At 51.8% G+C, this 22691-nt stretch carries 21 protein-coding genes; 12 read left to right on the forward strand and 9 right to left on the reverse strand.

Annotation, left to right across the window (positions count from 1 at the left end):
• Nucleotides 1-3 precede the first annotated feature (3 nt).
• Nucleotides 4-1329 (forward strand): methyl-accepting chemotaxis protein, encoded by a 1326-nt coding sequence (locus AC53GJ_RS17985; RefSeq protein ID WP_496729776.1) that lies wholly within the window; start codon nucleotides 4-6, stop codon nucleotides 1327-1329.
• Between the two features lie 263 nt (nucleotides 1330-1592).
• Here AC53GJ_RS17985 and AC53GJ_RS17990 read toward each other — a convergent pair whose 3' ends face one another.
• Complete coding sequence (locus tag AC53GJ_RS17990) at nucleotides 1593-1880, reverse strand: hypothetical protein (RefSeq protein WP_496729777.1); 288 nt, start codon at nucleotides 1878-1880, stop codon at nucleotides 1593-1595.
• Nucleotides 1881-2184: 304 nt separating this feature from the next.
• Nucleotides 2185-3180 (reverse strand): bestrophin family protein, encoded by a 996-nt coding sequence (locus tag AC53GJ_RS17995; RefSeq protein WP_496729778.1) that lies wholly within the window; start codon nucleotides 3178-3180, stop codon nucleotides 2185-2187.
• A gap of 196 nt (nucleotides 3181-3376) precedes the next feature.
• Here AC53GJ_RS17995 and AC53GJ_RS18000 point away from each other — a divergent pair, with 196 nt between their 5' ends.
• The 6 genes from AC53GJ_RS18000 to AC53GJ_RS18025 are packed head-to-tail and all read left to right on the forward strand — an operon-like array spanning nucleotide 3377 to nucleotide 8563.
• Complete coding sequence (locus tag AC53GJ_RS18000; protein WP_496729779.1) at nucleotides 3377-4156, forward strand: DUF3450 domain-containing protein; 780 nt, start codon at nucleotides 3377-3379, stop codon at nucleotides 4154-4156.
• Between the two features lie 4 nt (nucleotides 4157-4160).
• Nucleotides 4161-5531 (forward strand): MotA/TolQ/ExbB proton channel family protein, encoded by a 1371-nt coding sequence (locus tag AC53GJ_RS18005; protein WP_496729780.1) that lies wholly within the window; start codon nucleotides 4161-4163, stop codon nucleotides 5529-5531.
• 5 nt (nucleotides 5532-5536) lie between these two features.
• On the forward strand, nucleotides 5537-6055 hold the full coding sequence (locus tag AC53GJ_RS18010; RefSeq protein WP_496729781.1) for a MotA/TolQ/ExbB proton channel family protein: 519 nt from the start codon (nucleotides 5537-5539) through the stop codon (nucleotides 6053-6055).
• 58 nt (nucleotides 6056-6113) lie between these two features.
• Nucleotides 6114-6518, forward strand: coding sequence for an ExbD/TolR family protein (locus tag AC53GJ_RS18015; protein ID WP_496729782.1), 405 nt, complete (start codon nucleotides 6114-6116; stop codon nucleotides 6516-6518).
• A 59-nt stretch (nucleotides 6519-6577) separates the two neighbouring features.
• On the forward strand, nucleotides 6578-7240 hold the full coding sequence (locus AC53GJ_RS18020; protein WP_496729783.1) for an energy transducer TonB: 663 nt from the start codon (nucleotides 6578-6580) through the stop codon (nucleotides 7238-7240).
• A complete protein-coding gene (locus AC53GJ_RS18025; RefSeq protein ID WP_496729784.1) occupies nucleotides 7241-8563 on the forward strand; it encodes a tetratricopeptide repeat protein in 1323 nt (440 codons plus the stop codon).
• Nucleotides 8564-8617: 54 nt separating this feature from the next.
• Here AC53GJ_RS18025 and AC53GJ_RS18030 read toward each other — a convergent pair whose 3' ends face one another.
• Genes AC53GJ_RS18030 through AC53GJ_RS18050 form a run of 5 tightly spaced genes read right to left on the reverse strand, consistent with a single transcriptional unit; the run spans nucleotide 8618 to nucleotide 15183 of the window.
• Nucleotides 8618-11752: an efflux RND transporter permease subunit gene (locus AC53GJ_RS18030; protein WP_496729785.1), complete on the reverse strand. Its 3135-nt coding sequence runs from the start codon at nucleotides 11750-11752 to the stop codon at nucleotides 8618-8620.
• A complete protein-coding gene (locus AC53GJ_RS18035) occupies nucleotides 11752-12897 on the reverse strand; it encodes an efflux RND transporter periplasmic adaptor subunit (RefSeq protein ID WP_496729786.1) in 1146 nt (381 codons plus the stop codon). The genes AC53GJ_RS18030 and AC53GJ_RS18035 overlap by 1 nt, the downstream gene beginning before the upstream one ends.
• A 17-nt stretch (nucleotides 12898-12914) precedes the next feature.
• A complete protein-coding gene (locus AC53GJ_RS18040) occupies nucleotides 12915-13253 on the reverse strand; it encodes a DUF3325 domain-containing protein (protein WP_496729787.1) in 339 nt (112 codons plus the stop codon).
• Entirely contained in the window at nucleotides 13250-14860 is a 1611-nt protein-coding gene (locus AC53GJ_RS18045) for a PepSY-associated TM helix domain-containing protein (RefSeq protein ID WP_496729788.1), read from the reverse strand. Before AC53GJ_RS18045 ends, AC53GJ_RS18040 begins: the two co-directional genes overlap by 4 nt.
• Nucleotides 14857-15183: a hypothetical protein gene (locus AC53GJ_RS18050; protein WP_496729789.1), complete on the reverse strand. Its 327-nt coding sequence runs from the start codon at nucleotides 15181-15183 to the stop codon at nucleotides 14857-14859. The genes AC53GJ_RS18045 and AC53GJ_RS18050 overlap by 4 nt, the downstream gene beginning before the upstream one ends.
• Nucleotides 15184-15414: 231 nt before the next feature.
• Between AC53GJ_RS18050 and AC53GJ_RS18055 the strand changes: the two genes are divergently transcribed.
• A complete protein-coding gene (locus tag AC53GJ_RS18055; protein ID WP_496729790.1) occupies nucleotides 15415-16359 on the forward strand; it encodes an ABC transporter ATP-binding protein in 945 nt (314 codons plus the stop codon).
• A complete protein-coding gene (locus AC53GJ_RS18060; RefSeq protein WP_496729791.1) occupies nucleotides 16356-17525 on the forward strand; it encodes an ABC transporter permease in 1170 nt (389 codons plus the stop codon). Before AC53GJ_RS18055 ends, AC53GJ_RS18060 begins: the two co-directional genes overlap by 4 nt.
• A 54-nt stretch (nucleotides 17526-17579) precedes the next feature.
• Here the strand turns inward: AC53GJ_RS18060 and AC53GJ_RS18065 are convergent, their stop codons facing one another.
• Together AC53GJ_RS18065 and tsaD are read right to left on the reverse strand one after the other, a co-directional pair.
• On the reverse strand, nucleotides 17580-18872 hold the full coding sequence (locus AC53GJ_RS18065) for an NCS2 family permease (protein ID WP_496729792.1): 1293 nt from the start codon (nucleotides 18870-18872) through the stop codon (nucleotides 17580-17582).
• A gap of 49 nt (nucleotides 18873-18921) precedes the next feature.
• Entirely contained in the window at nucleotides 18922-19935 is a 1014-nt protein-coding gene (tsaD, locus tag AC53GJ_RS18070) for a tRNA (adenosine(37)-N6)-threonylcarbamoyltransferase complex transferase subunit TsaD (protein WP_496729793.1), read from the reverse strand.
• 184 nt (nucleotides 19936-20119) lie between these two features.
• Between tsaD and rpsU the strand changes: the two genes are divergently transcribed.
• The 3 genes from rpsU (at nucleotide 20120) to dnaG (ending at nucleotide 22610) form a co-directional block, all read left to right on the forward strand.
• Nucleotides 20120-20335, forward strand: a complete 216-nt coding sequence (gene rpsU / locus AC53GJ_RS18075; protein ID WP_031567241.1) for a 30S ribosomal protein S21 — start codon at nucleotides 20120-20122, stop codon at nucleotides 20333-20335.
• A 15-nt stretch (nucleotides 20336-20350) separates the two neighbouring features.
• Nucleotides 20351-20794: a GatB/YqeY domain-containing protein gene (locus AC53GJ_RS18080; protein ID WP_496729794.1), complete on the forward strand. Its 444-nt coding sequence runs from the start codon at nucleotides 20351-20353 to the stop codon at nucleotides 20792-20794.
• Between the two features lie 97 nt (nucleotides 20795-20891).
• On the forward strand, nucleotides 20892-22610 hold the full coding sequence (gene dnaG / locus AC53GJ_RS18085; protein ID WP_496729795.1) for a DNA primase: 1719 nt from the start codon (nucleotides 20892-20894) through the stop codon (nucleotides 22608-22610).
• The last annotated feature ends 81 nt before the right edge of the window (nucleotides 22611-22691 follow it).

A 22691-nucleotide genomic window follows, 5' to 3' on the forward strand; every position in this document is an offset into this window, starting at 1 on the left:
GGCATGTTTAAGCATTTTTTCCGCTCGGCCGCAATCCAGCAACAGACTGAATCTTTCGCCAATAGCATGGAAGCTTTGTTTTATCAGGCAGTACAACAACAAATTCCGCTGATTGAATTCAGCCCGCAAGGCGATATTTTACAAGCCAATGCGTTATTTTTGCAGGCGGTTGGTTATAGCAGTGCTGAATTGATCGGCAACCATCACCGCTTATTCTGCCCGCCAGCTTATGCCCGCAGCCGTGAGTATCAGCAATTCTGGCAACAACTGGCGATGGGTGTACCGCAAGCCGGTACCTTTTTGCGCCAGCAGAAAAATGGCGCAGCGCTGTGGCTGGAAGCGACTTATTTTCCGGTCCGTCAGCAAGGTCAGGTGGTGCGGGTGCTGAAATTCGCCACCGACGTCACCGCCAAAACCCTGCAACTGCAGGAACAACAAGCCATTCTGACGGCACTGGACAGCTCACAGGCGGTGATCGAGTTTTTACCGGATGGCACTATTCTCAAAGCCAACAGCAATTTTTTGCAGACCGTCGGTTACAGTGCCAGCCAAATTGTTGGTCAGCACCATCGCATGTTCTGTAAAGCTGATTTTTATCAGCAACATGCTGATTTTTGGCCACAACTGGCCAAGGGCCAGTTTAAACGTGGTTTATTTGAACGGCTGGATGCGCGTGGTCAGGCCATCTGGCTGGAAGCGACCTACAACCCAATCCGCGATGAACAAGGCCAGGTGGTGAAGGTGATTAAATTTGCCAGCAATGTCACAGCCCATATTCAACAAGCCCAGGCGGTAGAACAAGGCGCTGCACTGGCACTGACATCCTCAGAGCACACGGTAAGATTGGCGGCAGACAGCAAAAATTTACTGCAATCTGCCGTGCAAAATTCCGGCGCTATCGCCACTGAAGTCAATCAGTCGTTTGCGCAAATTACCCAGTTGACCGAAGAATCCAAGCAAATATCCGCCATTGTCACTACTATCCGGGCTATTGCCGATCAGACCAATTTGCTGGCACTGAATGCTGCCATTGAAGCGGCCCGTGCCGGTGAACAAGGCCGTGGTTTTGCCGTGGTGGCGGATGAAGTGCGCAGCCTGGCAGCACGCACCAGCAGCTCCACCCAGGAGATCCAACAAGTGGTCAGTCGCAATACCAGCTTAACCCAGGCCGCGATGCAAGGCATGACCAACGCCAGCAGTCTGGCCAGTCAGGGCTTGACGCTGGTGCAACAGGCATTTCAGTCGCAAGAACAGATCCAGACCGTTGCGCATCAGGCCAGCGACACCATCGCCAAATTAACCAGTCAGGGTCATGCCGCCGGGTATTAACTAAGGCCAATCACACAATTTGCAACAGTAAAAAGCACCTGCAACGGCAGACGCCTTTAGAAGGAATGCTACATATTCCCACTAAAGGCCTTGCATGACATGAATATGCAACAATAAATGTCTTAGCTATCTCAATGGCTTCGATTACTTGTAAATGTACTCGAGCTTTTGACGATACAAAAACTTTTTAACCTTACCAAGGTTAGTTGCGAAACTTCGTCTGGTTACAGCTATTTTTTAGCGGATGTCTGCCAGGGCAGCTGTTAATTTTTTTTGTACAGACCAATTAACGCATTATCAGATTCACCATCAGAGCAGCGAATATCCCCGCTCACTTTGTTCTCAAGCACCAGCAGATAAATATCATTTTGCTGACCGCCTTGTTTGGCGATTAAAGCTGGCCCTAATAAATGGGACTGCGGCTGATAAATAATAACAGGCTCCATATCACGTCCCCGCCAATCCCGATATGCAACTTCAAATGCATTATTATCAATAGCATAAACATCTGTGACCACACCTTCGCAAGTAAACACCACAGCTTGCGACATACTGGAAAACAGGCAAAATAAAGCGCCTGCGCCAAGGGTTAAGAAATTCATTTTCATTTGTCACTCCCAGATTAAATGATTGTTGTCATCGACCCCGTTTTGGGCCCAACCAAATGCTATCGGAATTGACTTGAAAGAAAATGAATGAATCATTAAAGTTTAGTTAAAGTATTTTACACAAAAACCTTACCTGAGCTATCTAAAAAAACCATCAGATATCGACAACTCCCACATCGCTTATTACCTATTGCATATCGCTTATTAATAGTGCAGAACGACCATCACAGCAAATGGCGGCCAGCTGTCAGGTCAACACACAATTGGCCGGTACTGCCGGTGCCGGCCCAACAGCTTCGCCGAGCATTTCGCGAAGCGCTGACTCAATCATTTCAGTCATCGCATCCAGGGCTAAATCATAGGGTTCTGTGCCAAAAGGATCCTGCAACTCTTCCGCCAGCGCTTCCAGCGCCAAAAAGGTATAAGCGACAAAAGCTACAATCAATGGCGTCATCAGGCCGAGCGTACTGACCAGCCCCAGCGGCAGTAAAAAACAATAACAATACACAGTGCGATGTAAAATCACCGAATAAGCAAAAGGCACTGGCGTGCCGGCAATCCGCTCACAGCCGCCTAAACAGGCATTTAGTCTGGACAATTGCTGATCCATGGCAGCAAATAACATACTATCGAGTTGCTGCTGACGTCGCATTTGACCCAACTGCTGTCCAAGCTCCAGCACCACCAGCGCTGGCTTAAAACGCCCCGCCGTGACCCGGGCTGCAGCGGCTGGACTGAGCAATTGTTGCAGCGCCGCAGTGCAATCGGTCTGTCGCAATTGCCCCCGCAGCGCATGCACAAATGCAATCAAGCCATAAACAAATTGCTGGCGCTGTAGCTGACTGACATCCACAGCGGTCAACTGCTGCCGGGTCAAAGTCCGGCTTTCATTGAGCACTGCGCCCCAGAGTTTACGTGCTTCCCAAAACCGGTCGTAACTGACCGAATTACGAAAGCTGAGGAAAATTGCCAGCGCAATGCCTAATAAGGTAAAAGGCAGTGGCGTCAGATCAGGCACCAAGGCCGGATAAAACCACTTTGCCGCCAGCACCAGCACGGCCAGCGCAATAATGGTAAAAAGTTGCGGTAAAATACGCGTCAGCACTGAACCGCGCCAGACAAACAACATACGAAACCAGTGTAATTTAGCGCGGATAATCATGGCGTCAGACTCAGCTCTGATGGCAGGCAAAAAACAGCGGCTATGATAAAAGCTGCTGCCGCCAATGCCCAGTGCTGTCACGCACCGCTGCGACCAACAGCGTAAAATCGCCACAGAATGAACTTTTTTTGCCGACACCCAGCTAGCTTTCTCGCCTGCCAACACCACACTAAGACGTCATTAATCTGCCATACAGCTGTCACATTCAGCCCCTATGCTGTGCACAAATTCCACAGATCAGTATCCCGCTGGTCGTAAATACTCAGGGTTTGACAGTATGAGGCTTTTAAAATTAGTCCCGCAGGCCATGCTTGCTTCCTCACTGGCAGTCGTCATGCCTGCCATGGCGCAACAACAACAGGCGCTGGAGCCTGTGGTGAAAGAAGCGGCCAAAATCAACAGTTCTGCTGCCGCATCGCAGCAGAAAATTGATCAGATGACCGACAAAATTGACAGCAAACTGCAGCAGTTTCAGACCATCCAAAAGGAAATTGATGGCCTGAAAGTGTACAACGATCAGATGCGCAAGCAAATGTCGAACCTGGATCAGGAAGTGGCGGATCTGAATGCAGCGATCAATAACGTCAGCGTGATTGAGCGTCAAATCACGCCACTGATGATCCGGATGATTGAAGGCCTGAAACAGTTTGTGGCGCTGGATGTGCCTTTTCTGGCTGAAGAGCGGCAAAAGCGCTTAGCCGAGCTGGAAAGCCTGATGGACAGATCAGATATCGCTTCGTCAGAAAAATTCCGCCGCGTGATGGAAGCCTACCAGATTGAAATGGACTACGGCCGCACGCTGGAAGCTTACAGTGGTTTACATGAAGTAGCAGGCCAACAGCGTGATGTGGACTTCCTGCGGGTCGGTCGTACTGCGCTGATTTTTGCCACCCGCGATGGCAGCGAACTCGGTATTTGGCACAAACAAAGCCGGCAATGGCAACCGCTGCCTGACAGCTACCGCGCCGAAGTAAGCAAAGGCCTGCGGATGGCGAAAAAACAACTGGCCCCTGACCTGTTATCTCTGCCGGTCGCTTTGACTGAAGTAAGTGAGTAATCCGATGAAATTGATCACCAAACTACTGACCACTACCCTGCTGGCTTGCTGCACACTGACATCTGCGATGGCGCAGGAAACCAAAGCCCAACCGCTGAATCTGGATCAGTTGTTAAAGCAACTGGAACAAGGTCAGGTTGCACAGAACCAGGATAACCAAAAACGCGAGCAGGAATTTATCAGCAAAGTGGCTGAGCAGGATCAGATGCTGCAACAAGCGACGACTGAACGGAATCGTCAACTGCAACTAAGTGAAAGTCTGGAACAACAATTCCAGCAAAATGAAGTCAAGCTGACTGAGTTAAATCAGGCGCTGGAAACCCGGATGGGCTCATTAAAAGAGTTGTTTGGCGTACTGCAGCAAGTCTCTGGCGATACCAAAGGTAAATTCCAAAACTCAGTGGTATCAGCCCAGTTACCAGGCCGCACTGAATTTTTAGACCAACTGGCACAGTCAATGGGCTCTAGTTCCAAACTGGCTTCGATTGAAGAAATTGAACGGGTCTGGTTTGAGATCCAGCGCGAAATGACCGAATCCGGCAAAGTGGTCAAGTTCAGCACTGACGTGGTTGAAGCCGGTGGCCAGAAAGTGGCAAAAGAAGTAGTCCGCGTCGGCAGTTTTGCTCTGGTCGCTGATGGTAAATATCTGGAAATGAATCCAGTCACCGGCACTGTCGCTGAACTGTTACGCCAGCCAGCCAGCCGTTATGCGGATGGCATCAACGCGCTGCAACAATCCAAGGGCGACATCGTTGAGTTCGGCCTGGATCCAACCGGTGGTTCCATCCTGAGTCTGTTAGTGCAGGCACCAAACTTCGAAGAGCGGTTGGATCAAGGTGGTCTGGTTGGTTACATCATTATGGCGGTAGGTGCTGTTGGTCTGTTACTGGCGCTGGAACGTCTGATTAGCCTGACGCTGATTAAGTTACGGGTAGACCGTCAGTTGAAATCATCTGAAGTGCGCAATGACAACCCACTGGGCCGTCTGCTGCAAGTGCGGGCACAGTTCCCGAATGCTGATACTGAAACACTGGAACTGAAACTGACCGAAGCCATTCTGGGTGAAGTACCAAAACTGGGCCGCAACCTGACCATTATCAAGATCATTTCAGTCGTCGCACCGCTGATGGGCCTGCTGGGTACGGTAACCGGTATGATCGTGACCTTCCAGGCCATTACGCTGTTTGGTACCGGTGACCCGAAACTGATGGCGGGTGGTATCTCCACCGCATTGGTCACCACAGTGCAAGGTCTGGTGGTGGCAATTCCGATGACATTGCTGTACGCCATGCTCAACACCCGCAGCAAGAATATTGTTTACATCCTGCAGGAACAGGCCTCTGGTGTGATTGCTGAGCGCGCTGAGCGGAGCTGAATCTCATGATGGAAATATTTCAGGCAATTCGTGATTTTACCGAAACCGGCGGCAACGTGCTGCTGGTGATCGGCCTGCTGATCTTCGTGATGTGGCTGCTGATCCTGGAACGCGCGCTGTACATCTTTGTCGGGCACAAAGCCTACAAACAACAAAGTGTGGCGGCCTGGCTGGCCAGAACGGATCGGGCTTCCTGGAATGCTGAACAAATCCGTCAGGCGATGATTTCGCGGGTCAGCCTTAAGCTCAATGGCAGTATCCCGATTATTCAGGCACTGGTGGCGTTATGCCCGCTGATGGGTCTGATGGGTACTGTCACCGGCATGATTGAAGTCTTTGATGTAATGGCGATTTCTGGTTCTGGTAATGCCCGCTCTATGGCGTCTGGGGTGTCCAAAGCGACCATCCCGACGATGGCTGGCATGGTCGGCGCTTTATCCGGAGTGTTCGCCTCAACCTGGCTGACCCGGATTTGCAAAACCGAAAAAGCCCATCTGGAAAGTGAAATGACGCTGCAGCACTAAGCTGCAGCCCCTGAATACAGTGCAAGTGCGGCGTCAGCCGCCTCTACAAGAGAATATTATGAAACAGCATTTTCAGAATCTGGTCGATGAAGAAGAAGTTGCCATCGACTTAACCCCGATGTTAGACGTGGTCTTTATCATGCTGATTTTCTTTATCGTCACCGCCTCTTTTGTCAAAGAAGCCGGTATCGACGTCAACAGACCTGAAGCCTCGACTGCGGTGAATAAAGATCGCGCCAATATCCTGGTCGCCATCAGCGACACCAATGAAATCTGGATCAATAAACGCCGGGTTGATGAACGTGCCGTACAAGCCAACATCGAACGGCTGTATGCCGAAAACCCACAAGGCAGTGTGGTGATCCAGGCCGATAAAAAAGCCACCACTGAGACCCTGATTAAAGTGATGGACGCCTCCCGCGCCGCTGGCGTGTTTGATGTGTCGATCGCAACCCAGGAATAATCAGCCAGGCTCTGGTTTGGCTGATGCCAGCAGAGCTGTTTTATATTGAGAGCAAACGCATGAGCAACGCAACTTTACAGGCACCAGGTTCGGCTTCAGCAGCTGGCCGGCTGCTAATCGCGCTGACCTTATCCGCTGTGGTGACGCTGGGGCTGTTTTTTCTGATGCAGTCGCTGATTGTCAACAGTGGCACGGCGCTGACCGATGCGCCAGTCGGCTCTGTGCTGGATTTTGTCCGGGTAAAAGAAGAAGAACAAGTCGAGCGCAAAGAACGTAAACCGGAAAAACCACCAAAACCAGAAACACCACCCCCACAAATGCAACAACCGCAACTGGATGCAGCGACACCCAATGCTGAAGGTGCAGCCGCCATGGACTTCTCGGCCGATGTCAGTTCTGACCTGACGTTGGAAGGAGGCTTAGCGTTGGAAGGCGGTGATGGTGAGTATCTGCCGATTGTCAAAGTCGCGCCTGTGTATCCAAGACGTGCGTTGCAACGTGGTATCGAAGGTTTTGTCATTGTGCAGTTTGTTGTAACTAAAACTGGCACTGTGCGTGATCCGGTGGTGGTTAAAGCCAACCCGGCCGGCATCTTTGAACAAGCTGCGATGGATGCGGCACTGAAATTTAAATACAAACCGCGGGTTGTGAATGGCGAAGCCACTGAAGTCGCCGGGGTGCAAAACCGCATCACATTCCAGATGGAAGGTAAGGGGGAATAAATGCTGAAGAAAAAATCACTCAGCAGCCTGCTGGCACTGAGCCTGTATGGTTGCAGCACTTTGATGTTCGCAGGTCTGAGCCCGCTGACGATGCTGAAGGCCCAGGCGGCAGAACCAACCACAACCAGTGCGAACACTCGCAAAACCCCTGCCCTGCGCGCCAAAGTCTATGAACAGCTGGCACGGGCCCAGGCCTTAGCCGACGCAGGTAAGACCGACGAAGCTTTGGCAGCGCTGGATAAAGTGCGCGATAAAAGCAGTTCGATGAACAGCTATGAACTGGCGATGATGCACAATTTCTACGGTTTTATTGCTTACAACGCCGAGCAGTACGATAAAGCCATCAAAGCTTTTGAGCAGGTGGTGGCTCAGGATGGCATCCCGGAGACGCTGGAACTGTCGACGTTATTTAGTCTGGCGCAACTGCATATGATGCAGGGCAACTATGACAAAACGCTAACCTTTATCGACCGCTGGGAAAAACTGAATAAAGCGCCGGTGAAAGCCAGCACCTTTTTATTAAAAGCGCAGGCGATGTATCAGTTAAAAGATTATCAACGTGCCTCTGGTTTTATTAATCAGGCGGTAGCGATGGTCGAGCAGGAAGGCAAAGTGCCGGAAGAAAACTGGCTGGTGTTGCAACGCGCGGTCTATTACGAGCTGAAACAACCGACACAAGTGACTGCCGTGTTGGAAAAAATGGTCCAGCATTACAATCAGGGCAAGTATTGGATCCAGCTTGGCGGCATGTACGGCGAAATTGGCGAAGAGAAGAAGCAACTGGCCGTACTGGAAGCTGCTTATCAGCAAGGTTTTATCAGCACTGGTGCCGACTTGTACAACCTGGCTCAACTGTATTATTACCACCAGGCGCCGGTCAAAGGTGCCCGTCTGATGGAACAGGCGATGACGAAAAAACTGCTGGCGGCGGATTTACGTAACCTGAAGTTTACTGCCAACTGCTGGACACTGGCGAAGGAAGATGACAAAGCGATTCCGATGCTGCTGGCCGCCAGTAAATTAAGCGAGGATGGTGAATTAGATGCGCAACTGGCCCAGCTGTATCTGAACCGCTCTGAGTTTGATAAAGCCATTGAACTGGCAGAAAAAGCGTTGCAAAAAGGCAAGTTACGTAATCCTGGTGTCACGCATCTGGTGATGGGCATGGCCTACTTTAACCTGCAAAACTTTAATGATGCGCTGAGCCAACTGGCCAAAGCCGAACAGTTTGACGGTGCCAAACGGATGGCCCAGCAATGGACACGTTACGTTGAAGCCGAAAAAACCGGTCAGCAAAAATTGCAGGCCGCACTCTCGTCTTAACGATAACAACCAGACTCAGTGAGCAGCATCTTTGCTGAGTCTGGCTTCACTACCTCAGTCTTTAATCCGCCAGCTCAACACCAACTGCAATAATGCCGGTAAAAAGGTCAGACTGAGCCAGGTTGCGCACACTAAGCCAGATAACACCACCACCCCAATACCACGATACAATTCACTGCCCTCACCCGGTATCAGCACCAGCGGTAACAAGCCAAAGATGGTGGTCGCCGTCGTCATCATAATTGGCCGGTAGCGACTGGCCACGGCCAGCTGGATCGCAGCTGCCACCGGCTGTCCGGCCTGCAATTGTTGCCGGCATTGCTCGACAATCAAAATCGGGTTATTCACCACAGTGCCGAGTAAAATTAAAAAACCCAGCATGGTGATCATATCCAGCGGCTGCTGCACTGCTGCAACACCAACCAGCGGTAAGCCACTGCCAAGCTGATTAAATAGCACCAGTCCCAAGACACCGCCGGCCAGTCCAAGCGGGATTGTCAGCAGCACCAGCAAGGGGTAACCCCAGTGGTTAAAAATGGCCACCAGTAATAGATAGATCAGCAACACTGCGATGATAAAATTCTGCCAAAGCGCCTGCTGTGTGGCTGCCAGTTGATCAGCCGCGCCGGAAATATCTATCTGCACACCCGCAGGCAACATGCCTTGTTGTTGTAATTTCGGCAGCAATTGTTGCCGCACCTGCGCCACTGCAGTTTCCAGCGCCAGGCTGCGCGGTGGAATAATATACAAAGTCACAGTACGGCGACCATCAACCCGGCGGATACTGTCACTGTCCTGTTGCTCCTGCAATGCCGCCAGCGCCTGCAAAGGCATCACATGACCGGCAGGCGTGACCAGCGGCAGTTGTCCGATACTGGCCAGATCCGGCTGAGTCCCCTGCTGACCATAGAGAAAAATATCCACTTTGCGATCATCCAGAATAAACTCGTCAACAAAAGCACCGTCTGTCAGCGCCGACACCGCATAACCAAATTCAGCGGCGTTATAACCCTGCTCCGCTAACCGGCTCCAATGCGGCCGAAGTTGCCACAAGGGTTGCTCCAACGCCAGCGCTGCCGGTTCTGAATACAGCTGTGGCTCGGCAAATAACTGCTCTGCCAGTTGGTAAGCCGCTTTGGCTGTTTGATAAATTTGCTTTAAATCACTGCCGGAGATATCAAGCGCCACAGCTCTGGAGCCGCCATCATTACTGGAAATAATAGAACCACGGGCCGAATAAGCCTGCATGGCCGGATAACGCTGAAATAATGCCACCAGCGCGTCCATCATCGGCTGTAAATCCTGATAACGCACAGGCTCACTCAGTACACTGATAGCACCGGGTGCCACATCCAGACTGTAATATTTCAGCGCTGGCACAGAGCGCTCGCCACGCTCAAACAACTGTGGATCGGCATTGACCTGTGCCGATAACAGCGGTCGTAACTCGGCGGCAATCAACTCCATTTCCGCCAGGTTATATCCAGCCGGTGCCACCATCGAGGTAAAGGCTTTTGGCTCTTCGCCTTCTGGCAGATATTCCGCCGGTGGCAACCAGTACCAGGCCAGCCCTAACATCAACACTGCAGAAACGACCACTGTCGCCAGCGGCCAGATGGTGCTGGCTGGCATCGCACTGAGCCAGGTTTGCAACCAACGGGGCGGCAACTGCTCTGGCGAGGCGGTGGTGGCTGGCGACAATCTCGCGGGCTTCAATCTCGCAACTGCGGCCGGTAACACAAAAACCGCGACCAGCATCGAAGCCACAATAGCGGCAGCTATGGCAATGGCGATATCGGAATACAACTGACCTGCTTCCTGTTCAATCAACAGCACAGGTACAAACACCAGCACTGTGGTCAGGGTCGACGCCAGCACAGCCGGCCAGACGTCATACACTCCCCGGATCGCCGCCGCCATCCGGTCCAGACCACGCCGGCGGGCCTGATCAATACTTTCCAGCACCACAATACTGTTATCCACTGTCATGCCAATTGCAAAAGCAATGCCCGCCAGTGAAATCACATTAATAGTACGGCCAAATAACATCAGCGCCGCCAAGGCCGCCAGCGTACAAAGCGGGATCCCCATCACGCCGACCAGCGTGATGCGGCTACTGCGCAAAAATAAATACAGCACCAGGGTGGCCAGCGCAGCACCAAACATTAAATTCACCCAGGCGTTTTGCACCGACGCCTGCACATAACGCACATCATCGCCATACAGCTCCAACTGCAGCCCCTGGCTCGCCAGCAGGTGCTGATTCAGCTCTGCCACCAGCGGCAGCATCTGTTGTTTAATGGCTATCACATTCGACCCGGCTTCACGCCGCACTGACAACGTCAAAGTACGACCGGTTTCGCTGTAAGACAATTCACGATTTTCGGCGTGATCCAAACTCACTGTGGCCACATCCTGCAGGCGGATTTCGGTCTGGTCCTGTCGTTTTAGGATCAACTGCTGCAGTTGGCTCAAGTCTTCAAACCGCCCTTTCATCCTGAGCAAATAACGTTTTTTACCACTGTCGATATCGCCACCGGACGCATCACGGTTGCGCTCCCGAATGGCCTGCCGCACTTGCTGTAAACTGATGCCACGCTGGGCCAGCCGGGCTGGATCCAGTTGGATCTGAATTTGCCGCTCCGGCACCCCACTGACATTCACCGCTGACACGCCCGGCACTTTCTCCAGCCGTGGCCGGATTTGTTCTTCGGCAAAATCACGCAGCATATCCATATCCAGTTGCAATGGATCGCGCTGCAGTGGCATCAGCCGGAAATACATAAAGGCATTATCGGAATAAGAACTGCTGTACAATCTGGGTTGATCGACGTTTTCCGGATAGGCTGGCACCTGACTGAGCGCATTGCTGACCCGGATCAGCGCATCACTGATCGAAACATGCTGCGGAAACTGCAGATCAATCCAGCCAGTGCCACTGTCGGCGCCGGATAGCATCTTTTGCAGGTTTGGCAACCGGCGCAAATAACGTTCTTGCTCTAATAAAATTTCCGCTTCGATATCCTGCGGCGTGGCGCCAGGCCAGCCGGTCACCACCGAAATGGTGCGGACATCCAGATCCGGGATCATTTGCACCGGAATGCGAAAAGACACTGCCAGCGCCAGAATAGTGGTGATCAATACCGTTACCAGCACTAAGGTCCCGCGCTGCACCGCCTGCGCAATCATTATTGTGCTCCTGTCGGCGTTGGAGCCTCGCCAGTAGTCACCAGCACCACCGGCTGCTGATGTTGCAGTTGCTCATTCCCCCGCACCACAATATGGGCAGCTACCGGCAATGACGGCAGAATTTCCACCCCTGCGGCCGTGCTGCGACCGGGTTGTACTTTATGCCGCAGTGCCTGATTGTTTTCGACAACAAACACACTGGCACTGCCATCCGGATGCCTGACCAGTGCATCGGCCGGCACCAGACTGCCCTGCTGCTGAGTTGGCAGATATAACATCGCCTGGGCTGAAGTACCGGCCTGCACCACTGCAGCTGGGTCGGTAAAAGCCAGTCTTAATAAAAAGCTACGGGCGCTGGCATCACTGACCGGTACCAAGGCAGCAATCTGCCCGGCTAAGGTCAGATCGGGCTGCATATCGGTTGTGATCTCGATGCGGCTGGCGGCGGCCACCTGACTGAATTTCTCCTGCGGGACCTGCACTTCCAGCCACAGTTTTTTCGGTTCAATCAGCTCCAGCACTGCTTGCCCCGGTTGTAGCCATTCGCCACTTTCACACCAGCGTGTTTTAATTACACCGGCAAAAGGTGCTCGCAACAGATGTTGGCGCAGTAGCACTTGCTGCTCTGCCAGTTGCGCTTTTGCCAAAGCAAGCTCAGCTTGCGCCCGTTGTAAGCCGGACTGCCGCTCTGCCACTGCTGTCAGCGGAAACAGCTGCTGTGAACTCAGTTGCCGGGCTTCTGTCACTAACCGCTGTTGCTCTGCCGCTGCCGCCGTCGCCACTTGCACTGCAGCTTCAGCCTGCGCCAGTTGCTGCCGGCTCAGTGCATCATCCAGTTGCAATAATGGCTGACCTGCTTGTACTGTGGCGCCGGCATCCACCAAGACTGTGGCCACTAAACCGCCGGTTGCCACCGATAATCGGGCCTGACGCACCGCCTTGACAGTCCCACTGAGCTGTAAAGGTTCCGTTAACCGTTGCTGCTGTAACTGCACCACCTGCACCGGCACCGCCGGTTCGGCCGACCAGGCCGGCGCAGCCAGGCAACAACCCAAGCCCATCGCACCAGACAATAACCGGCCAGACAATAACCGGCCAGACCACAGCGCACAGGTGCGCCCAACAACATTTTCCAGCCCCTTCACAGCCACTCCCTGTTCAGTCAAACCAACCAAAACAATCCTCCCAATGCAGCCAGCGCCAGCAGTGACATCAGCCCGGCTGCCGCTTTAAACCAGCCTGGCCGGAAATTCAGCAGTAACACCAGCAGAAAAATACTGAGCCCGGCGGCCCCCAGATACAGCAAACTGCCGTAACCGGCCTGCATCTGTACCGCCAGCCCAAGACTCAGCAGACTCAGCAGCCAGCCCGTCCACTGCAGCCGGTCACTTTGTACCTCCGTTGGCCGCTGCCCAATCACATCGCGGTAATGACTGAATTTGGCCAGCGCAAAAGCACTGAAGCTTAAATAACATAACGCCAGGATCAACAGATTGCTCATTTGGCCAGCTCCTGCAGTGGCGGCCGCACCCGCTGCGCTTGGCGCTGAGCACCACTCTGAGGGCTCGCCAACTGGCTTAAACCACGCGCCAGCAGCAGAAACAACAGCGCAAACAGCAGGCAAGTTAATTCAAGCCCGGCCAAGGCCCATTGCCCTTGTTGCAGATAACTAAACAAGCTGTGATCTGTGGTCAGCGCATTCAGCAGCGGTACCCCAGCCAAGGCTGCAGCAACCAGCATGCTGCCAAAGCGCCAGCTTTGTTGATCACGCCGCCAGCACGCCAGCAGTAACAACGCCAGCCAGCACAGGAAAAAGATGTGGATTTCCCACTGCGCCCGGCCCGGCAAATCCACTGGTAATAAACGGTTGGCATAAAAATAACCGGCGCTGGCCAGGGGTAAGCCCAGCACTGTGCCCAGATTTAATGTTTCGACCAACCGCAAACCAAACGAAGCGGGTTGCTTTAAGCGTTCACGGATGCGTTTAGCCCACATCATGCAACCCGAAGCGATCATCACACAGCCGGCGACACCACAGAAAAAGTACAACCAGCGCAGCAGCGGTTGTGCCAGCCGGCCGGTATGCAGCGCTGTCATGCTGTCAAAAAAAGTTTCACTGGCACTGAGCTCAACCGGGCTTTGCGCCATCAAAGCTGCGGTCTGGCCATTGAACAGAAAACGCAGTTGCTGGTCCCGCACCGCAGTGCCATTGCTGGCACTAAATAACAGGGTCGCCGTGCTGTCATACGGATGTTCCACCGTCACCCGACTGATGCGGATATCTGGCTTTTGCTGCTGGATTTGTTGCAACATCAGGCTGATATCTGCCATCGCGACTTTTTGGCCGGTGGCTTCCACATGCTGCTGGGTCGGATCAATTTGCTGATAAAACTTGCTGAAATCACCATCAAACGTCGTCAGCATCGCATAAGGAAAATACATAAAAATCAAAGTGATAATACCGGTATAGGTGATCATCAGATGAAAAGGTAACGCCAGCACTGAACTGACATTATGCAAATCCAGGCAGCTGCGGCTGCCTTTATTGGCGCGAAAACTGAACAAATCAGCGAAAATGCGTTTGTGGATCACCACACCGGAGATCAGCGCAATCAACATAAACAAACTGGCAAAACCGACCAGCCAGCGCGCCGTCAGTACATCCAGATAATGCAGGTCAAAATGCAGCCGGTAGAAAAAGTCACCGCCGCGGGTTTGGCGCTGACCGTCAATTTTTTCCATAGTGGCTGGATCATAATAATCGTGCTGGAACCTGTCGCGTCGCGACAAACCTGGCTCTGTTTTTTCATAACTCAGTCCGAGCAAAGGTGTGCGTTCATCCGGCAGCTCGATAAACCAATGACCAGAGGCTGGCGCTTGTTGCGCTAGCTTCGCCACCCCCTGTTCAATCAACTGATATTGCTGAGCTTGCAACCCGACAGCCGTTGACGGCTTCACCTGATGAAAAGCCGGTTCCATCCATAAACTGATTTCCGGCCGGAAAAAGCTCAAGGTACCGGCAAAAAAAATCAGCAACAATAACCAGCACACTGTTAGTCCAACCCAGGTATGTAACCAGGTCATGGAACGAAAAAATGTCTCTTTCATAACCAACCTTTTAACAACAGCAACAATAAGCTAAGCCCGGCGCTAGGGGCCAACATGCCAAGCCAGGCGGTGCGCAGTTTTTTCACCCAAAACACCCATAAAAAAGCCAGTGCATAAAACAACACCGACAAGGCCAGTGTCAGTAACACGGCATCGGTCAGGCGCAGCGGTAGCAACAACGGCAAGACCGCGGTCAATGCCGCTGTTAACAAATAACCGCCCAGCACCGCAGCACTAAACCGGCTCAATACATCCAGCCGATAGCGCAGCTCCGGGCTTTGCCACCAGCAGTGCGATAGCTTAGGTTGGGTTGAAGGGATCATCTTGTCTTCCTGCCAGCAACTGAAACGAGTGAAATCACAAACTTATCAAGGCTGCAGATGATACAACACTCACGCCTAAAAGGTAATCATTATCATTTGCAAATCATCTCATTTTGCCGGCAGTCAGCGTGACCTGGCCATTGGTTGCAATCTGTTACATTTTCATAGCGTCAATCCTGACGGCGACTTTGTTATTCTGCGGTAACAATAAATAAGACAAGGTTGTTTCATATGTTAAGCATCAGCGTGCAGCAGGTTGAAAAATCCTATGGCAACGTCAAGGCAGTGCAAAACCTCAGTTTTACGCTGCAGGCAGGACAGATTTTTGCTTTGCTTGGGCCAAATGGTGCCGGTAAATCCTCGTTAATTCGCATGCTGGTCGGCCTGACCAGACCTGACAGTGGTGAAATTCGCGTACACTGGCAACAGCAAGAGTTCAGCAGTTTGCCGGAAGGCTGTTTTGGTTATCTGCCGGAAGACCGCGGTTTATATCTGGATAAATCTGTCACGGACAACCTGAGCTATATTGGCCGGCTACGTGGCCTGACCACAACTCAGATCCAACAGCAACTGGATTATTGGCTGACCAGGCTCGATTTGCTGGATAAACGCAAAGACAATCTGAATAAACTATCCAAAGGCAATCAGCAAAAAGTGCAGCTCATTAGTTGCTTGTTGCATCAACCGGCGCTATTGATCCTGGATGAGCCTTTTTCCGGCTTAGATCCGATTAATCAGGAACATGTGCTGACCATACTGCAAGAACTCAGGGCGCAAGGCTGCACGGTCTTATTAAGTGCTCATCAGATGGCACTGATAGAGCGGCTGGCTGATCAAATGCTGTTATTAAACAAAGGTCAGGTGGTGGCCCAGGGCAATTTAGCGCAAGTGCGCCAGCAACTGGCGCCGCAGCAACAATATCAACTCAGTTTCAGCCAGGCTGTGAGCATTGAAGCACTCTGCCGCTGTCAAAGCATTAGCGCCCTGCAGGCGCTTTCTGCGCAGCAAGTGCAACTGACATTGGCGGCGGGGGTAACCTTACAACAACTGCTCAATGACATCAGTCCGCTCGGCACTTTAACCGATATCAGCAAACAGCAAGCCAGCCTGCACGAACTCTATCTGAATGCCGTGGCGCAGCATAATCAACAACCACAACAGGGAGCTGGCGGATGAAAATCTGGACTATCGCCTTATTTGAATTTAAACGTTATTTCAAATGGAAGCAGGAACTGATTGGCCTTGGCCTGATGGCACTGATTTTTATCCTGACCAGCTTATGGCCGGTGCTGAAAAATGCGCTGGATAAAGATTATCAGGTGGCGGTGGTGACCAGTGCCGCCAAATTGCCACAGCTGCCAGGTTTTCAATTTCAACAGCTGGAACTGGCGCATCAGGCTGATGCAGTCAAAGGCTTAGGTGAAGTCTGGCATGCCGTGGTGCTGGCCGATGCCACCAGCCTGCAAGTGACTTACCATGAAAAAGCCAGTTGGCAAGCCCGCCTCAACACTAGCCTGCAAAGCTGGCAGCAACAACAACAAATCACCGCGCTGCCGCTGACTGCGGAGCAAAAAACCTTGATTAGTCGGTTGCCGCAGATCAAACAAAACTTTATCAATGCCGACAGCGGCGCCAAAGATGACAAAGGCCAGCAAATGGTGAGTGGTGGTTTATTGTTTTTACTGTCGATTGGTATTTTTTCCGGCTTTGGGTTTATGTTTACCGCCATTACCACTGAAAAACAAAATCGCGTCACCGAACAGTTACTGACGCTGTTAACACCACAACAATGGATTGACGGCAAAATTCTTGGTATTTCACTGTTTTGCTTAAAGAGTATGTTAACCAGCGGCTTATTATTTTTTCTGGTGCTGCAGGCAGTACGTTTTGCCGGCGACAAAGCCCCCCTCAGCATTCAGATGACGCCGTTTGAAATTGGCAGTGCCTTGTTGTATGTCGGGCTGGGCTTGTTGCTGGTCAATAGTTTTATGGCTGGTTTTGCTGCCACTATTGACGATCCGAACCATTCCAGCCGCAGCATTGTGATGTTTTTACCCTCGGTGCCGCTGGCGCTGGCTTTTAGTGTGATGGATAACGCCGAAGGCATGATGATGCAAATTCTCAGCATTTTCCCGCTGACGTCCTTTGCCGCCATGCCGCTGCGGATGGCCAACGCTGAAGTGCCGCTCTGGCAATGGAGTTTGTCAGTTTTACTGCTGCTAGCCGCGCTATTCTGGCTAAAAAGCGCTGCCAGTCGCGTTTTTGCGCTCGGGATCCGGATGTATGGCAAAGAACCATCCTGGTCCGATATTTTTGCCGCTTTTGCTGGTCGTAAAGTTTAAGGACGGCTTTATTGCCATCAACGTCACCTGAAGGTGGCGTTGATGGCAGCAGGCTTAACTCAGAAAAATAATCTTCAGCACAAACAACAAGGTTAACAACCAGATACTCAGACTCACTTCACGATGTTTGCCACACATGGCTTTGGTCAGGGTGTAAGTGATAAACGCCAGCGCAATACCATGTGCAATCGAAAAGGTCAGCGGCGTCAGTAACAACACCACAGTGACAGGCGCTGCTTCGGTAATATCGTGCCAGTCGATCTCCTGCAGATTAAACAACATCAGCACCGCGACATAAAAAATGGCACCTGTGGTGGCATACACCGGTACCATAGCCGCTAAAGGCGCAATAAAAATACAGAGTGCAAACAGCACCCCCACCACCACAGCTGTCAAGCCAGTGCGGCCGCCAGCGGCCACCCCGGCGGCGCTTTCCACATAGCTGGTGGTGGTTGAAGTACCAAGCGCTGCACCAGCCACAGCCGCCAGACTGTCGGCTGCTAAAGCGCCACCCAGCCGTTCGACATTGCCATCTTGATCAGCCAGACCGGCTTTTTGCGTCACCGCCAGCAAAGTGCCGGAATTATCAAAAATATCGACAAATAACAGCGCAAAAATCACACTGATAAAAGCGGCATCAAATGCCGCCACAATATCCATTTGCAAGAAAGTCGGCGCCAATGAAGGTGGTGCTGACACTAAGCCCTGATACACCGTATCCCCCCGCAGCACCGCCACTGCAGTCAGCGTCAACACAACCACCAGCACAGCGCCCTGAAAACCACGGGCACTGAGCGCTGCGATCAGGAAAAAACCAACAATGGATAGCAGCGGTGTGGCGCTGGTTAAATCACCAAGGGTCACTAAAGTGGCAGGATGCGCCACAATAATGCCAGCGTTTTTCAGCGCTATCATCGCCAGAAAAGCGCCAATACCAGTGGCGATGCCCAGCTTCAGCGTGCGTGGGATCACCTGAATAATCCACTCCCGCACTTTAAACAGACTGAGCAATAAAAACAGCACACCCGCAATAAAGACGGCCCCCAGCGCCGTCTGCCAGCTATGCCCCATCCCGAGCACAATGCCATAGGTGAAAAATGCATTCAGTCCCATCCCAGGCGCCAGCGCTATCGGGTAATTGGCAATGACCCCCATCAGGATGGAGCCAACAGCAGCCGCCAGACAAGTGGCAACAAACACGGCACCTTTATCCATGCCAGCCTCAGCCAGCATCGCCGGATTGACAAAAATGATATAAGCCATGGTAAAAAAGGTGGTCAGGCCCGCCAGCATTTCGCGCCGCACATTACTGCCATGTGCTTTGAGTTGAAACAGTTTTTCCAGCATAGATCCATCCTCAGACGGGGGTTGTTGTCATACCTTTATTGGCCTGCAGTTACAGCGGCGGTAAATCTGTCATCGGCCAACGCGGTGTCACGCCAATCGTCAGATCCTGCTGCTGACCTGCCGCCAGCCGTTGATAACCGGCCAGCGCAATCATGGCGCCATTATCTGTGCAGAACTCTTTGCGCGGGTAATAGACCTGACCTTTCATCTTTTGCAGTAACTGCTCCAGTTGCAGGCGTAACGAGGTATTAGCACTGACGCCACCAGCCACCACCAGCCGTTTCAGACCGGTTTCATTCAGCGCACGCTGGCATTTAAACACCAGGGTATCGACCACTGCCTGTTGAAATGAGGCGGCGATATCGGCCTGCACCTGCGGACCTTTGCCTTCTGCAGCTATCACATTGGCAGCTGCAGTTTTTAACCCACTGAAACTAAAATCCAGTCCGGGTCTGTCGGTCATCGGCCGCGGAAATTTGTACTTTTTAGCATCGCCAGAGGTGGCGAGCTTCGCCAATAAAGGCCCACCCGGATAATCCAGTCCCATCAGTTTGGCGGTTTTATCAAAGGCTTCACCGGCGGCATCATCCACCGATTCACCGAGTAACTGATATTGACCAATGCCATCAACCCGCACCAACTGTGTATGACCACCCGAGACCAGCAAGGCGATAAAAGGAAATTGCGGCGGATCGGCTTCCAGCATAGGAGCCAGCAAGTGGCCTTCCATATGATGCACCGCCAGCGCTGGTTTGCCCCAGGCAAAAGCCAGACTGCGGCCAATGGCAGCACCAACCAGCAAGGCACCCGCCAGTCCTGGCCCGGCAGTATAAGCCACGCCATCAATACTATCGGCGGTGCAACCTGCTTCCGCCAGCGCCTGCTGGATTAACGGCAAGGTTTTACGGATATGATCACGGGATGCCAGTTCCGGCACCACACCGCCATATTCGGCATGAATGGCAATCTGACTGTACAGGACATGACTCAGCAGCCCCTTCTGACCATCATAAATAGCAATTCCGGTCTCATCACAGGATGTTTCGATGCCTAAAACCCGCATTTTCTTACCTCAAGAGTCACAGCCAAGCCGCGAATTGTAACGGGATCTGTGCGCCAGAGCCAGCAAAGCATATAATTGCTTTACTTTAGTGCCGGCTTTTGAGTAAAATGCCGCACCAAATTTAAACGTATTGGTTAGCCGCTGACCAGAACGCGGTGTCCAGATTAACCGAGGTGAGATTTTAATGCCTGTAGTGAAAGTAAAAGAAAACGAACCATTTGACGTGGCTTTACGTCGTTTCAAACGCTCTTGCGAAAAAGCTGGCGTTTTAGCTGACGTACGCGCGAAAGAATTCTTCGAGAAGCCGACTTGGGTTCGTAAACGTAAGAAAGCTGCTGCTGTTAAGCGCCACATGAAAAAGCTTTCTCGCGAAAACGCACGTCGCATCAAGCTTTACTAAGTTAGGTTCCGGACTATGGCTCTGTTAGAGCAGCTTCAGGAAGCACAAAAAGACGCAATGCGGTCGAAAGATAAATTGCGTCTTAATACTATTCGGATGGCTTTGGCGGAAGTGAAACAACGTCAAATCGATCTGCAGTTGCAACCTGACGATGCCAATATTCTTGCGGTGCTGACCAAGATGTCAAAGCAACGTAAAGAATCAGCCGCTCAGTATACTGCCGGTGGCAGAACTGATTTAGCTGACATTGAGCTGTCCGAAATCACGATCATTGAACAGTTTTTACCGCAAGCCTTAACACAGGCTGAGCTTGATGATTTGCTGTCAGAAGCAATCACCGCCACAGGCGCAAGTTCAATGCAGGACATGGCCAAGGTCATGACATGGTTAAAACCTCAGGTTCAGGGCCGCACAGATATGGGCGCGCTGAGTGGGCTGGTTAAAGCTCGTCTGAACTGAACGCTGAATATCCGGTAATGGCTGTTAAACTGCACACCGTGCCTTAGCGCACGGTTTGTCTTTTTCTGCAATAAGCATTTTATAGCAAAGGAAAAAGGTGGCAGGACAAATACCCAGACCCTTTATCGACGACCTGTTGGCGCGTACCGATATTGTTGAGTTGATAGACTTACGGGTCCCGCTGAAAAAAGCCGGTAAAAATTACTCGGCATGCTGCCCTTTTCATAACGAAAAATCACCTTCTTTTACGGTGAGTGCTGACAAACAGTTTTACCATTGTTTTGGTTGTGGCGCTCACGGCAATGCCATCAGTTTTATGATGGCGTTTGAACAGCTCGAATTTGTTGAAGCCATTGAAGAACTGGCCAAACTGCATCATCTGGACGTGCCGCGCGAAGCTGGCTACAAGCCTTATATTCAGGGCAGCGCCGATGATTACAGCCAGATGCAAAAAGCGGCACAAATTTATCAGCAACAGCTGAACAGTCAGCCACAGGCTGCCGCTTATCTGCAAAAACGCGGTTTATCGGCGGCAACCATTGCCAGTTATGGCATAGGTTATGCGCCTGACAGCTGGGATTTGTTGTTAAAACAGCTTGGCAATAGCAGACCAGCCCGCGACCAGTTATTTGAACTGAAGCTGATCAACCGCAACGACAGTGGCCGCGAGTATGATTTTTTCCGCGATCGGATTATGTTTCCGATCCGCGACAAACGCGGCAGAGTGATTGGCTTTGGTGGCCGCGTGCTGGGTGAAGGTACACCTAAATACCTGAATTCACCGGAAACCCGGTTATTCCATAAAGGTCGTGAACTTTATGGTTTGTATGAAGCCAGACAACAACAGGAACGGCTGGAACGTTTGCTGGTGGTCGAAGGCTATATGGATGTAGTGGCACTGGCTGAACAAGGGATTTCCTTTGCCGTTGCCTGCCTTGGTACGGCCACCACAGCTGATCATATGCAAACCATGTTCAGATTTTGCAGCAAAGTGATTTGTTGTTATGACGGTGACAGAGCTGGTCGGGATGCCGCCTGGCGTGCGCTGCAAAGTGCACTGCCGCATTTAAAAGACGGTGTCGAACTGAATTTTGTGTTTTTACCAGACGGGGAAGATCCGGACTCACTGGTACAAAAAGAAGGTAAAACCGACTTTCTGCAACGGCTGGATCAGGCGATGCCGCTCAGTCATTACCTGTTTGAGCATCTGCTCAAAGAACATGATGTGTCCGGTGACGGCGGTAAATCGGCGCTCTGGGTCAAAGCCAATGAAATGATTGGTCAGATCCCCAGTGAGTTTTATCGCGAAACACTCAGCGAACGGCTGAGTCAACTGGTCGGCCGTAGCCGTGAAAACGTCAAAACCGCCAGCAGTAAACGCAGCCAGCCGGTCACAGTGCAAGGCAGCAAAATTACCCCGATGCGGCGGGCTGTGGCCTTGTTGTTGCAGAATCCAGCGTTGGCCAAAGTGATGCCTTACGCGCCTGAACTGGCGCAGGCCAATTTACCAGGCGCAGCTTTGTTGCTGGCCATTCAGCAACATCTGCTGGAAAAACCCGGGCTGACCACAGCTCAGCTGCTGGAATACTGGCGGCAGTTACCGGAGTACAACATTCTGAGTAAATTAGCGTTATGGGACCATCAGGTTGCTGACGAACAATTAACTCAGGAGTTTTTAGATACGTTTCGTTCGATCGAAGACCAATATTTACAACAGCGCCTTGAATCCTTACAACGCAAGGACCAATTAAGTAAATTATCCGTCGCCGAAAGACACGAATACGCCATGCTGTTGAAAGCTTTCAAGAGCAAATGACTGCGGATGAGATGACTGCGCTGGCTAGAAAAGCTGCGCTTTGTTATACTCGTTCATTCGCATTTTTGAAATTTAACATAT

Source organism: Rheinheimera sp. B2H12 (genome assembly GCF_059620065.1).

Bases quoted from the DNA above. Each gene is read 5' to 3' on its own strand.
- AC53GJ_RS17985 (WP_496729776.1), top strand. From the start codon at position 4: ATGTTTAAGCATTTTTTCCGCTCGGCCGCAATCCAGCAACAGACTGAA.
- AC53GJ_RS17990 (WP_496729777.1), bottom strand. From the start codon at position 1,880: ATGTCGCAAGCTGTGGTGTTTACTTGCGAAGGTGTGGTCACAGATGTT.
- AC53GJ_RS18000 (WP_496729779.1), top strand. From the start codon at position 3,377: ATGAGGCTTTTAAAATTAGTCCCGCAGGCCATGCTTGCTTCCTCACTG.
- AC53GJ_RS18005 (WP_496729780.1), top strand. From the start codon at position 4,161: ATGAAATTGATCACCAAACTACTGACCACTACCCTGCTGGCTTGCTGC.
- AC53GJ_RS18010 (WP_496729781.1), top strand. From the start codon at position 5,537: ATGATGGAAATATTTCAGGCAATTCGTGATTTTACCGAAACCGGCGGC.
- AC53GJ_RS18015 (WP_496729782.1), top strand. From the start codon at position 6,114: ATGAAACAGCATTTTCAGAATCTGGTCGATGAAGAAGAAGTTGCCATC.
- AC53GJ_RS18020 (WP_496729783.1), top strand. From the start codon at position 6,578: ATGAGCAACGCAACTTTACAGGCACCAGGTTCGGCTTCAGCAGCTGGC.
- AC53GJ_RS18025 (WP_496729784.1), top strand. From the start codon at position 7,241: ATGCTGAAGAAAAAATCACTCAGCAGCCTGCTGGCACTGAGCCTGTAT.
- AC53GJ_RS18030 (WP_496729785.1), bottom strand. From the start codon at position 11,752: ATGATTGCGCAGGCGGTGCAGCGCGGGACCTTAGTGCTGGTAACGGTA.
- AC53GJ_RS18040 (WP_496729787.1), bottom strand. From the start codon at position 13,253: ATGAGCAATCTGTTGATCCTGGCGTTATGTTATTTAAGCTTCAGTGCT.
- AC53GJ_RS18045 (WP_496729788.1), bottom strand. From the start codon at position 14,860: ATGAAAGAGACATTTTTTCGTTCCATGACCTGGTTACATACCTGGGTT.
- AC53GJ_RS18050 (WP_496729789.1), bottom strand. From the start codon at position 15,183: ATGATCCCTTCAACCCAACCTAAGCTATCGCACTGCTGGTGGCAAAGC.
- AC53GJ_RS18055 (WP_496729790.1), top strand. From the start codon at position 15,415: ATGTTAAGCATCAGCGTGCAGCAGGTTGAAAAATCCTATGGCAACGTC.
- AC53GJ_RS18060 (WP_496729791.1), top strand. From the start codon at position 16,356: ATGAAAATCTGGACTATCGCCTTATTTGAATTTAAACGTTATTTCAAA.
- AC53GJ_RS18065 (WP_496729792.1), bottom strand. From the start codon at position 18,872: ATGCTGGAAAAACTGTTTCAACTCAAAGCACATGGCAGTAATGTGCGG.
- tsaD (WP_496729793.1), bottom strand. From the start codon at position 19,935: ATGCGGGTTTTAGGCATCGAAACATCCTGTGATGAGACCGGAATTGCT.
- rpsU (WP_031567241.1), top strand. From the start codon at position 20,120: ATGCCTGTAGTGAAAGTAAAAGAAAACGAACCATTTGACGTGGCTTTA.
- AC53GJ_RS18080 (WP_496729794.1), top strand. From the start codon at position 20,351: ATGGCTCTGTTAGAGCAGCTTCAGGAAGCACAAAAAGACGCAATGCGG.